Here is a 12,423-nt window from a genome sequence, read left to right on the forward strand (position 1 = left end):
CGCCCGTGGATTACGGACGCCGCCGTACAAACGAGACCTTTCGGACAGACCCTCGAGACCCCCGCACCCCAACCGCCCCGACCCCCACGCCACACCCGATAACACACGGATTGCCGTCGCGTCCCCCCGACGTACCCGGCGTTTACGGTTTCCTGTCCCTATGATCTGGGGTCAGTACTCGACCCCGAAAGGGAATGATGGCCGGTTTTCTGCTGCGACGTGCGCTGAACTATGTCGTGCTGCTGGTGCTGGCGTCGTTCCTGGCGTTCACGGTGTGCGCGTACACGTTCACCCCGCTGGACCAGTTGGAACAGCGCAAGCCGCGCCCACCACAGTCGGTGATCGAAGCGAAACGGGCCGAACTGCATCTGGACGAGCCGATCCCGGTGCGCTACCTGTCCTGGGCGGGCGGCGTGGTGCAGGGCGACTTCGGCAAGACCATGGCCGGGCAGCCAGTGACGGAAGAGCTGGGTCGCCGCGTCGGGGTCAGTCTCCGGCTGCTGCTGATCGGCTCCATCGTCGGTACCACGCTCGGTGTCTTGATCGGTGCGGCGAATGCGATCCGCCAGTACAAGTTCAGCGACTACGTCAGCACGATCGTGTCCATGCTGCTGCTGTCCACTCCGGTGTTCTTGCTGGCGACGCTGCTGAAATACGGTGCGCTCGAGATCAATCTGTCCACCGGGAAGCAGATCTTCCTCTACACCGGTGAGACATCGGCGACGGCCGTGCACGGGTTGTGGAATCAGATCGTGGACCGCGCCCAGCACATGGTGCTGCCGACCCTCAGCCTGGCGCTGGGCGCGATGGCGAGTTACAGCCGCTACCAACGCAATGCGATGCTCGACGTGCTCGGCAGCGATTTCATTCGCACGGCCCGCGCGAAGGGTCTGACCCGCACCCGTGCGCTGTACAAACACGGCCTGCGTACCGCGCTGATCCCCATGGCGACTCTGTTCGCTTACGGTTTCGGCGGACTGGTCACCGGCGCGACCTTCACCGAGAAGATCTTCGGCTGGCATGGCATGGGTGAATGGCTGGTGGACTCCATCCACTCCCAGGACATCAATGTCGTGCTTACCGTCACGCTCTTCGCGGGCGTGGTGATTCTGTTGTCGGGTCTGCTCTCCGACATCGTGTACGCGATTCTCGATCCCAGGGTGCGTGTCTGATGACCGAGGTGGAAACCATAGTCCAGGGCGCGCCGCAGGTCGCCGCGGCCGGACGCCGGAAGCTGGTGTGGCGACGGTTCCTGCGCAACAAGATCGCGGTGACCGCCGCGATGGTGTTGATCCTGCTTTTCGTGATCGCGTTCACCGTGCCGCATTTCCTGCCGTACTCGTACCACGACATCGACACCACGGCGAACCTGCAGCCGCCCAATGGAAAACACTGGTTCGGCACCACCTCGCTGGGCGAGGACGTCCTGGCGCAGACGCTGCACGGCTTGCAGAAGTCCCTGGTGATCGGCTTCGGCGCGGCCCTCATCTCGGCCGTCATCGCGACGACCGCGGGATCGGTGGCGGGTCTGCTGGGCGGATGGACCGACCGGGCCATCATGTGGCTGGTCGATCTACTGCTGGTGATACCCAGCTTCATCTTCATCGCGCTGTTCGCGCCGAAGACCAAGGGCAACGACTCGGTGGTCCTGCTGGTGGTGCTGATCGCGGTCTTCGGCTGGATGATCTCGGCCCGCATGGTGCGGGGACTGACACTTACCCTGCGAGATCGGGAATTCGTCCGTGCCGCACGGTATATGGGCGCATCCAACTGGACGATCATCACCACGCACATCCTCCCGAACATCGCCTCGATCCTGATCATCGACACCACGCTCGCGATCGGCGGCGCGGTCATGTCCGAAACCGGTTTGAGCTTCCTGGGTTTCGGTGTCCAGCCGCCCGACGTCTCGCTGGGTTCGCTGATCGGCGACAACTCCAAGAACGCGGGCACCTATCCGTGGACGTTCATGTTCTCGGGCGCGTTCCTGGTCATCATCGTGCTCTCTGCGAACCTCATGGGTGACGGACTGCGCGACGCCTTCGACCCCACCGCGAAGAAGGCACGGGCCAAGCAGGCACGAAAGGCCGACAAATGACCCAGGATTCGGCGGAGACGATCGAGCGTTCCAAGACCACCGCGCCGCTGCTGGAGGTATCCGACCTGCGGGTGTCCTTCCCGGGCGAGGAGGGTCGGGTCGACGCGGTGCGCGGAGTGAACTTCACCGTCAATGACGGCGAGGTGCTGGCCATTGTCGGCGAATCAGGCTCCGGCAAGTCGGTGTCCTCGATGGCCGTGATCGGCCTGCTGCCCGAGCAGGCCCGCGTGCAGGGCTCGATTCGGCTGCGCGGCCGGGAACTGCTCGGGCTGGGCGACAGGGAGATGTCCAAGCTGCGCGGCAGCAAGGTGTCCATGGTGTTTCAGGACCCGCTGTCGGCACTGACCCCCGTCTATCGGGTCGGCGACCAGATCGCGGAAGCGTTATTGGCGCACAAGAAGCTGAGCAAGCAGGAGGCCGCCGCCAAGGCGGTCGAATTGCTGGAACTGGTGGGCATTCCGGACGCGGCCCAGCGCGCCAGGGCTTTTCCGCACGAATTCTCCGGCGGTATGCGTCAGCGCGTGGTCATCGCCATGGCCATCGCCAACGATCCCGAGCTGATCATCTGCGACGAGCCGACCACCGCGCTCGACGTGACCGTGCAGAAGCAGATCCTCAATCTGCTGCGGAAAGCACGCGACATTACCGGTGCGGGCGTCATCTTCATCACCCATGACATGGGCATCGCGGCGACACTGGCCGACCGGGTTGCCGTCATGTACGCCGGGCGGATCGTCGAAACCGCTCCGGCGCAGGAACTTTTCACCGCGCCGCGGATGCCGTACACGGTCGGCCTGCTGGGTTCCATCCCGCGCATGGACGGTCCGGCCCGTCGGCCCCTGATCCCCATCGTCGGCACTCCGCCCGCCATGCACGCGCTGCCGCCGGGTTGTTCGTTCGCGCCGCGCTGCCCGGTCTCGATCGACGACTGCCGCGCCGCAGAACCCCCGTTGCAGGACACCGGGCCCGGGCATCGCGCCGCCTGCATCCGTACCTCCGAGGTGGGCACGACGGACCTGTTCACGGCATACCGCAAGGAAATCGAGCCGCCCGAAGAGGTTGCGGCGGTGGACGCCTCGCAAGTGGTCATGCGGGTCACCGATTTGCGCAAGACCTTTCCGATCGTCAAGGGCGTGGTGTTCCAGCGCAAGATGGGCGAGGTCAAAGCCGTCGACGGCATCAGCTTCGAGGTCCGCTCGGGCCGGACGCTGGCACTTGTCGGCGAATCGGGTTCCGGCAAGTCGACGACGCTGACCCAGATCATGGATCTGGTGCGACCCGAGGGCGGCAGCATCGAGATCCTCGGGCACGACGTCGCCACCCTGACCACGCCGCAGCGCCGGGAGATCCGGCACAAGATGCAGATCGTGTTCCAGGACCCGTCCGCGTCGCTGGATCCCCGCCTTCCCATCTCGGACGCGCTGGCCGAACCGCTGCGCATCGACGGGCGCTCGCGCGAGGAAATCAACCGGCGCGTACCGCAATTGTTGGAACAGGTGGGCCTGCGCCCCGAGCATGCCGACCGCTACCCGGCCGACTTCTCCGGTGGGCAGAAGCAGCGCATCAATATCGCGCGTGCCCTGGCCCTCGACCCGGAGTTGCTGGTACTCGACGAACCTGTTTCCTCACTGGACGTCTCCATCCAGGCCGGTGTGCTGAACCTGCTGCGCAACCTGCAGACCGAGCGCGGACTCTCATATCTGTTCGTCTCACACGACCTGTCCGTGGTGCGTAATCTTGCCCACGACATTGCGGTCATGTACCGCGGGCAGATCGTCGAATACGGTCCGGCGGAACGGATTTTCGCCAGTCCAGAGCACGAATACACCCGCGCACTGATCGATGCGGTGCCGGTTCCGGTGGCAACCCGATAGGAGGGTGTCGGATGCGGATTGGACGAGCCTGCACCGCACTGGTTCTCGCGAGCGGACTCACGCTGGCGGCCTGCAGCAGTAATACTTCGGCCCCGACCGGGACCGGTGCGCTGGGCATGACGGCGGACATCAATCCGCATCCGCGCGACGACATCAAGGATGGCGGCAACCTGCGGTTGCCGACCCCGGAGATTCCGGTCAACTGGAACTCCCAACAGATCGACGGCAATGACGGCGATTACGCGGACATCGAGCGCTTCATGCTGCCGCGCGCCTTCAATACCGACGCCGCGGGCAATCTCAGCGTCAATCATGATTACTTCACCGACGTCCAGCTGACATCCACCAATCCCCAGGTGGTCACCTACACCATCAACCCCAAGGCCGTCTGGTCCGACGGCAGCCCGATCACCTGGGAAGACATTGCCTCCGAAGGCAATTCGTTGAGCGGCAAGAACAAGGACTTCCAGATCGCCATCAGCAACGGTTTCGACCGGGTGGCGAAGATCGAGCGCGGGGTCGACGACCGGCAGGCAGTGATCACCTTCGACAAGGGCTATGCCGACTGGCGCGGACAGCTGTCGGGCAACTCCATGCTCTATCCGAAATCGGTGACCGCGACACCAGATTCGTTCAACAAGTCGCTGGTCAACGGTCTGCCGGTGTCCGCCGGGCCGTTCCTGCTGCAGAACATCGACCGCACCAACCAGTTGATCACTCTGGCCCGCAATCCGAAATGGTGGGGCGACACCCCGAAGCTGGACACCGTGACCTTCCGGGTTCTCGATAGCAATGCGTGGACTCAGGATCTGCAGAACAACGAACTCGACGCCGCGCGGCTGCGCACCCTGCCCGACCTTCAGGCTGTTCGCGCAGTGCCAAATCTGTCGGTCCGGCATGCCGCATGGAACCGGTGGCGGTACTTCGCCTTCAACGGTGCGCCGGGCTCCATCCTCGCCGATCAGCAAGTGCGCGTGGCCATTTCGAAGGCCATCGACCGGCAGCGGATCGCCGACACCCTGCAGAACGGGATCGTCGACAAGCCGCGACCGCTGAACAATCACGTTTTCCTACGCGGGCAACACGGATACCAGGACAACGCCCCCGCCCTCGATCCCGACGCCGCGGCCAAGGAACTCGACGCCGCTGGGTGGGTGAAGCAGGGCGACGGTCGGTTCAAGGACGGTAAGAAGCTCGTCCTCCGGGACGTCTTCGTTCAAGACGACGCTCACCTCCAGGTTGCCAAGCTGATTCAGCAGGATCTGAGCAAGATCGGCGTCGAACTGACCATCGACGCGCATTCCCCGCAGCGCTTTTTCGCCGACATCCTGGAGACGGGCAACTTCGATGTCGCCCAATTCATCCTCTCCGGCGACGCCTTCGTATACAGCAGCCTTCCGCAGGTGTTCGGGTTGTACCCGAATGACATTCAGCTGAACTACGGCCGAATCGGATCTCCGGAGCTGAACGCACTGATCGACCAGACGCTGTCGGAAGTGGATCCCGACAAGGCCATTGCGCTGGCGAACCAGGTGGACCGCAAGGTCTTCGAAGAGGGCCACTCCCTGCCGCTGATACAGGACGAGGGCAACTTCGGGGTACGGTCCGATCTGGCCAACTTCGGATCCCCCGGGCTGGCCTCGTACGACTACACCAGTATCGGTTTCCTGAAATAAGACGACAGCCGTCTCGGCGGAAGGAGCGGTCCATGCGGATACGTTCGACCATGATTCGACTCGCGATCCCAATGGTCGCGCTCGGGATGGTTGTGACCGGGTGTAGTTCGAGCTCCACCGAGGGCGGGACGGCGGCGCTGGGGACCACCAATAAGATCAACCCGCATCCGGTCTCGGACCTGAAGGAGGGCGGCAACCTACGGTTGAGCCTGTCCTCCTTCCCCGCGTCGTTCAACGCCTTGCACGTCGACGGCAATGTGCAGGACACCGCCGACGTCGTCAGTCCGACCCTGCCGTACACGTTCAACAGCAACGCCGCCGGTGAGCTGACGGTGAATCACGACTACTTCACCGATATCCAACTGACCTCGACCAATCCCGAGGTCGTCACCTACACCATCAATCCCAAGGCGGTGTGGACCGATGGGTCGCCCATCACCTGGGAGGATCTGAAGTCGCAGTGGCAGGCCAACAACGGCACCAATAACGAGTACCAGTCGGCCTCCACCGACGGCTATGACCACATCGGCAAGGTCGAGCGCGGCGTCGACGACCGTCAGGCCGTGGTCACCTTCAGCCAACCGTACGGTGAGTGGAAGGGCGCGTTCGGGCAGCTCTACCCGAAGGCCGACACCGAATCACCGGCCGCGTTCAACGATTGGGCCCGCAACTCGCTGCCGCTCAGCGCGGGACCGTTCATGATCACCAACATCGACCGGACCCAGAATCGAATCACGTTGGGCCGCAACCCCAAGTGGTGGGGTGACAAGCCGGTACTGGACACGATCACGTTCAGCGTGCTCGACTCGATGGCGACCGTTCCCGCCATCCAGAACAATGAGCTGGACGAGGCCTACGTTTCCGGGCTCGAGGCCGTCACCGGCGCCAAGCAGGCGCCCGGCGTCGAGATCCGGCGCGCGGCGGAACCGACCTATAGCTTCATCGCATTCAACGGAGCACCCGGCTCTATTTTCGAGGACCAGAAGCTGCGGGTGGCCATCGCCAAGGCGATCGATCGGCAGGCCATCGTCAACAACGGTCAACACGGCATCGTCGATAATCCGAAGACCGTGAACAACCACGTCTACATCGATGGCCAGAAGGGCTACCAGGACAACTCGCAGGACGTCGCGTTCAACCTGGATGAGGCCGCCAAGGAATTGGATGCCCTCGGCTGGGTCATGAAGGGTGATGTGCGCGAGAAGGACGGCAAGCAGCTCGCCATCCGGGACGTCATGTACCAGCAGGACCAATGGGTGAACACTGCCAAGATCATCCAGGCCGACCTGCAGAAGATCGGCGTCAAGATGGACATCCAGACCGTCCCCGGTACCGGCCTCTTCACCAATGTGATCGATCCCGGCAACTATGACCTCGCCCAGTGGAGCCGCTCCACCAGCGTGCTGCCGATCGGCGCGCTCAAGCAGTTCTACTACTACGACCCGCACAACTGGCAGGGCAACAAGTCCCGCATCGGATCGCCGGAACTGAATGCGGTCATCGATCAGGCCATTGCCGAACTCGACCCGGACAAGGCGATCGAACTGGCCAACAAGGCCGACAAGATGATCTGGGACGAAGGCCATTCCATGCTGTTCAACCAGGCCTCCGGCACCCATGCCGTCCGCATCAACCTTGCCAACTGGGGCGCGTTCGGTCTGGCTACCCCCGACTACACCAAGGTCGGCTTCCTCAAGTAACTCGACGAAGGGAGCGGTGATGCGGATACCTTCCACCCTGATCCGACTAGCGATCCCGGTGGTTGCGCTCGGGTTGGTGGTGTCCGGGTGTAGTTCGAACAACGGTGGTGCCACCGGCAGCGGCGAACTCGGCACCACGAACGACATCAATCCGCATCCCGTGTCCGATCTGAAGGACGGCGGCAACCTTCGGTTGCCGCTGACCTCCTTCCCGGAATCGTTCAACTATCTACACGTGGACGGGACCACCGGCGATACCGCCAGTGTGATCGGTCCGCTCCTGGGCTCGCCCTTCATCGCCAACGCGGCCGGTGAATTGAGCATCGACAAGAACTACTTCACCGATGTCCAATTGACCGGCACCAATCCACAGGTGGTCACCTACACCATCAATCCCAAGGCGGTGTGGACCGATGGCAGTCCCATCACCTGGGAGGATCTGCGGTCGGAATTCCAGGCGCAGAACGGCTCCGACAATGCCTATCTCGTATCGTCGACCGATGGCTACGACCGCATCGGCACGGTCGAGCGCGGCGTCGACGACCGACAGGCGGTCGTCACCTACAAGCAGCCGTACGGTGAGTGGAAGGGGCTGTTCTCACCGCTCTACCCGAAGGCCGCGACGGAATCGCCTCAGGCCCTCAGTGATTGGGCTCGCAACACGCTGCCGGTGAGCGCCGGACCGTTCGTCATCACGAACATCGACCGCACGCAGAACCGAATCACCCTGGGCCGAAATCCCACATGGTGGGGCGATACGCCGAAGCTGGACACCATCACCCTCAGTGTTCTGGACTACAGCGCCATGCTGCCCGCCGTTCAGAACAATGAGCTCGATATTGCTCAGGCCTCGGGTCTCGAGGGCATCACGACGGCACGGAATTCGCCAGGTGTCGAGGTTCGGCGCAGTCCACCACCCGGCTACTCCTTCATCGCGTTCAATGGTGCGCCCGGATCCATCCTCGAGGACGTGAAACTGCGCCAGGCCCTCGCCAAGGCGATCGACCGGCAGACGATCGTGGAGACCTTCCTGCACGGCGTGGTCGACAACCCGAAGGCGCTGGGCAACCACGTCTACGTCGCGGGACAGAAGGGCTACCAGGACAATTCGGCGCCGTTCGCCTTCAATCTGGATCAGGCGGCCAAGGAGCTCGACGCACTCGGCTGGGTCCGCACCGGGGACATTCGCGAAAAGGACGGCAAGAAGCTGGTCATTCGCGACGTCATGTACCAGGAGGACGCCTGGGTCAATGACGCCAAGATCATTCAGGCCGACTTCCAGAAGATCGGGGCCAAACTCGATATTCAAACCGTTCCGGGACAGGGCCTGTTCACCAATGTGATCGACCCGGGCAACTACGATCTCGCGCAATGGAGCATCGGTGGAGGCCCGTTACCGATCGGGATTCTGAAGCAGCTGTTCTATTACAACCCGAGCAATTGGCTCGGCAACAAGTCGCGGATCGGGTCGCCGGAACTCAATGCCGTCATCGATCAGGCGGTCGCCGAACTCGATCCCGACAAGGCGATCGCACTGGCCAACAAGGCCGACCAGATGATCTGGGACGAGGTGTGGTCGCTGCCGTTCAATCAGCCCGCGGGCACCTACGCCGTCCGCAAGAACCTCGCCAACTATGGCGCGTTCGGCATGGCAGACAAGGACTACACCAAGATCGGCTTCCTTAAGTGACCCTTCGGATGCGACATCCGCTGGCCTATCCGGCGCTCGTGACGATCGGGGCTCTGGCGATGACGCTCGTCTGGGTCCCGTTCGCCGATTCGGATCAGATCGCCATGCTCGGGACGATCTCCTTGATCATCCTGGGCTACAGCGGGTTTCGGTTTGCGGTTGCGAGTGGTCTGCTTCCGGCGGGGTTGCCGAAGGACAGTCGCGAGGTGGCGGTGCGGCGGGTGCGGCAGCAGCATCGGCTGGTGAGTCGGTCGTGGCTGGAGTTCACGGTCGGGGGTAAGAATCGTTGGCTGCCGGTGTTTTTCGATTCGGCGCTGGTGACAATGACACAGGACACGGCCGAACTGGAGGGGCGGGCGGTGTCTGTTGGCGGGGTTCGGATGTATCCGTCCGGGCGGCTGCGCGATTCGGAGCCGATAGGCAAGCTCATCGACAATCCAGCACGCCCGGATCCAGAGGCCTTGGGCCGCACCGGGATCGGGCGCAGGCTGCTGCTGGACGCGCAGTCGGCCGTTGTCGGGCCGTTCGCGGGATTGCTGTGGGTATACACCTCCGGCGGCGGCTGGGTTGCCTTCGCAGTCGCAACCGTCGTCGCCGCAGCGGCCGCAACCTGGCTGACCGCCATCCGCGGCTCCGACCCAACCTGATCCCGAGATCGCCGAGCCCGTTAGGTTTGGCGGCGGGCGAGGATGAGGCCGCCGAGGGGGCTTTCGGGGGAGGTCGTGGTTTTGGTTGCCTCGAGGGTGAAGTCGGCGTCGGTGAGCCATTCGCGCATGCGGCTGTGCTGGCGGCGGTGGACGTGTAGGCGGATCGGGTGTCCGCCGTAGCCCTGGGTCTTCAGCTCCGAGTCGTCTCCGACGTGGAAGGCGAGTAGCAGTGGCGCGGCTGGGCGGAGCACTCGACGGAAGTGGGCGAGGACGGAACCGAGCTCGTCGTCGGGGATGTGGATGAGCGAATACCAGGCGACCAGGCCCGCCAACGAGGCATCCGCGAGGGCGAGGTCTGTCATGGAGCCGACTTCGAATCGGAGACCAGGGTGCTCGCGGCGGGCGACGTCGATCATCCCGGGCGACAGGTCGATTCCGAAGGCGTCCACACCCAGCTCACGCAGGTGAGCGGTGATCCGCCCCGCCCCACAACCCACATCCGCAACCAGTCCCCCGCCCTGGGCGCGCACCCTATCGGCGAAAGACGCCAAGGCTGACCGCTCTTCGGGAGTCTCATCCAAAAGATGACGCGTGACATCCGCATAGGTAACCGCGACGGAATCATAGGACCTCCGCGTGTCATCCAGCCAGTCCTCGGAGTTCAGACCCATCCCCACGGCCGCAGACTACCCAAGAACCGAGCGAGACAGCCTCAAGCGCACGCGATGGGCCAATCCCTGCACAAATCGCTGCCGGAGAACAGTTTCCTGCCAATTCCACTGCCATAGTGCAGGTTTAGGCCCAAGATCATCATGGACTGGACGCGGCGGGTGGCCCCGCCCCAGGACAACCCGCCGATTATGGCCGCTCGAACTCACCGTTCCGGACGCCTGCCGTGAAGGCATCCCATTCGCTGGGTGTGTAGACGAGGACGTGTCCGTCCTTGGCCTTCGAATGACGCACTGCGACAGCGCCGTCGGATAGGAAGGCCACCTCTACGCAGTCGGGTCCGTTGCCGCTCTTGCTGCTCTTACGGAAGTTGGCGTTTCGAACCCGGATGTCCGTTCCGGACAGGTTGTACATCGTGCGCTATCCCTTCGGTCTTGCGTTCTTGCCGATCTGCCGCAGCAGCGTGCGGGTACTGACTTCGTCCAGCGCTGCCGCTCGGAGTGAATCGATTGCGGCGGTGTGGGTTGCGATGCTGTCCGAGTCTTCGAGGCACGCGGCTCCGACCAGTGAATCGAAGTACACGACCGGCTGCTGATCGATGCCGCCGGAGGGCTTCATCTCGATGATCGTGAATGATCCGACGGCCGTTCCCAGTGGGTGCCCGGCACTGAAGGGAACGACTCGCAGATTGATATTGGCGCGTTTGCTCATCTCGACGAGATGTTCGATCTGGGCTTCCATCACCTTCGGTCCGCCGACCTGTACCCGGACCGCCGCCTCGTGCAGGATCGCTTGCACGGCAATCGGTTTGGTCCTTCGAGTGATGAAGGTTTGACGTTCCAGTTTGAGTTGGAGTCGGCGGTCGAGAACGGTCGGCGGATCATTCTTGAAATAGATGCGATCCAATTCCCGAGCGTACTCGGGTGTCTGAAGCAGACCGGGCACAATGTTGCTGTTGTACATGGTGAGCCGCTGCGCGCAGGCTTCCATGTCCGCGTAGATGCGAAAGCCGCTGTGGACCACGTCGCGGTACTTGTACCACCAGGACTTCGACGCAGCCTGCCTGACCAGGGCGATCAAGTTAGCGTGGGCGTCTTCGTCCATTTCGAGGATCTTCGCGAGCAGATCCACCTCCGGGAGACTGATTCGGCCGGACTCGCCACGCTCGATGCGACCTAGCTTGCTGATGCTCCACCCCGGCCCGATCTCGTCGACGACATCCTTGAGATCAAGGTTCGCCCTCTCGCGCGCCTCGCGCAGCTGCATGCCGACCTGCTTGCGTGCGACCGAGGTTGGCGCTGGGTTCGCATTCGCCACGACCACTACCCCCTCATGCGTATGAAGAATGGCAACCGCGTGAAGCCATTTTGGCAATGTTCCAGGGCTTTCGGGGCAGTTTCGCGGGTTTGCCGTATTGCCAATGCCACCCTCTGAGGCGAGGCGTCTGCTTGAGATACGTCCGGTACCAATCGAATCGAGGGATGTCGAAATGCCTTTGGAAATATGGACTTTTCTGCTTACTGCCACCTCGTTCCTCGCGCTCGTCGCGGGAGTCCACTGGACTGTTGGCGAGGATCGGGGTCAGGCTCCGCCTGGGGGTGGGGCTCCGCTGGTTGTTGCCGGTGGGGTTGCGTTGCGGCGGGTTCCGCCGGGGACTCGGTATCGGGTACACGGTCGGCATCGGGCCGGGTGAGGGCATGACGAATCCGTATATCGCTCCCGAGGAATTCCCGAGGCGCGATTATTCCGATCACTCCGAGGGAAGGGGTGCGGGCGTGAACAGGCTGCCGGAGTGGGCCAAAGCGGCTGCGGCCGTGCGGTTTCGGGCTACCGGGCGGGATGCGGTCGAGTGTTGGATCGATCAGGCCACCGATCGGGGGATCGTGCTGTCGAACGGGGAGCGGTTCGGGATCGGGCATCTGCGGCGGGGAAACAGCGATGATGCCAGCTACTTCGAGAAATACGACGCCCGCGCCCGCGTCCGGAAGACCGCACGACGGGCGTAAGACACCGGCGCGGCCGGAGCACTCGACGAACAAGACACGGCCTGCCCCGGGGGGCTCTACCCC

The 12,423-nt window shown here is 63.3% G+C and carries 11 protein-coding genes; 8 read left to right on the top strand and 3 right to left on the bottom strand.

Annotation, left to right across the window (positions count from 1 at the left end; genetic code table 11):
- Nucleotides 1–197: 197 nt before the first annotated feature.
- The 7 genes from VMT40_RS05510 to VMT40_RS05540 are packed head-to-tail and all read left to right on the top strand — an operon-like array spanning nucleotide 198 to nucleotide 9,685.
- A complete protein-coding gene (locus VMT40_RS05510; protein ID WP_326356840.1) occupies nucleotides 198–1,172 on the top strand; it encodes an ABC transporter permease in 975 nt (324 codons plus the stop codon).
- A complete protein-coding gene (locus VMT40_RS05515; protein ID WP_326312638.1) occupies nucleotides 1,172–2,098 on the top strand; it encodes an ABC transporter permease in 927 nt (308 codons plus the stop codon). Before VMT40_RS05510 ends, VMT40_RS05515 begins: the two co-directional genes overlap by 1 nt.
- The gene (locus VMT40_RS05520; RefSeq protein ID WP_326356841.1) at nucleotides 2,095–3,972 is read left to right on the top strand and encodes an ABC transporter ATP-binding protein; all 1,878 of its coding nucleotides are present in this window, start codon (nucleotides 2,095–2,097) and stop codon (nucleotides 3,970–3,972) included. The genes VMT40_RS05515 and VMT40_RS05520 overlap by 4 nt, the downstream gene beginning before the upstream one ends.
- Before the next feature lie 11 nt (nucleotides 3,973–3,983).
- Complete coding sequence (locus VMT40_RS05525; protein WP_326356842.1) at nucleotides 3,984–5,648, top strand: ABC transporter family substrate-binding protein; 1,665 nt, start codon at nucleotides 3,984–3,986, stop codon at nucleotides 5,646–5,648.
- Between the two features lie 32 nt (nucleotides 5,649–5,680).
- Nucleotides 5,681–7,348 carry an ABC transporter family substrate-binding protein gene (locus tag VMT40_RS05530; protein WP_326356843.1) on the top strand — a complete coding sequence of 556 codons (1,668 nt, stop codon included), beginning with the start codon at nucleotides 5,681–5,683 and terminating at the stop codon, nucleotides 7,346–7,348.
- A 19-nt stretch (nucleotides 7,349–7,367) separates the two neighbouring features.
- Entirely contained in the window at nucleotides 7,368–9,038 is a 1,671-nt protein-coding gene (locus tag VMT40_RS05535; protein WP_326356844.1) for an ABC transporter family substrate-binding protein, read from the top strand.
- 38 nt (nucleotides 9,039–9,076) lie between these two features.
- A complete protein-coding gene (locus VMT40_RS05540; protein ID WP_326356845.1) occupies nucleotides 9,077–9,685 on the top strand; it encodes a hypothetical protein in 609 nt (202 codons plus the stop codon).
- Between the two features lie 20 nt (nucleotides 9,686–9,705).
- On the opposite strand, the gene VMT40_RS05545 is transcribed toward VMT40_RS05540, so the two are convergent.
- The 3 genes from VMT40_RS05545 to VMT40_RS05555 form a co-directional block, all read right to left on the bottom strand.
- The gene (locus tag VMT40_RS05545) at nucleotides 9,706–10,356 is read right to left on the bottom strand and encodes a class I SAM-dependent methyltransferase (protein ID WP_326357209.1); all 651 of its coding nucleotides are present in this window, start codon (nucleotides 10,354–10,356) and stop codon (nucleotides 9,706–9,708) included.
- 187 nt (nucleotides 10,357–10,543) lie between these two features.
- Entirely contained in the window at nucleotides 10,544–10,768 is a 225-nt protein-coding gene (locus VMT40_RS05550) for a DUF397 domain-containing protein (protein ID WP_326356846.1), read from the bottom strand.
- Between the two features lie 6 nt (nucleotides 10,769–10,774).
- Nucleotides 10,775–11,620: a helix-turn-helix domain-containing protein gene (locus VMT40_RS05555; RefSeq protein ID WP_326356847.1), complete on the bottom strand. Its 846-nt coding sequence runs from the start codon at nucleotides 11,618–11,620 to the stop codon at nucleotides 10,775–10,777.
- A 509-nt stretch (nucleotides 11,621–12,129) separates the two neighbouring features.
- Between VMT40_RS05555 and VMT40_RS05560 the strand changes: the two genes are divergently transcribed.
- Nucleotides 12,130–12,360, top strand: coding sequence for a hypothetical protein (locus tag VMT40_RS05560; protein ID WP_326356848.1), 231 nt, complete (start codon nucleotides 12,130–12,132; stop codon nucleotides 12,358–12,360).
- Nucleotides 12,361–12,423: the final 63 nt, after the last annotated feature.

It is taken from the genome of Nocardia sp. CDC160, assembly GCF_035818795.1.
Classification (GTDB): Bacteria; Actinomycetota; Actinomycetes; order Mycobacteriales; family Mycobacteriaceae; genus Nocardia.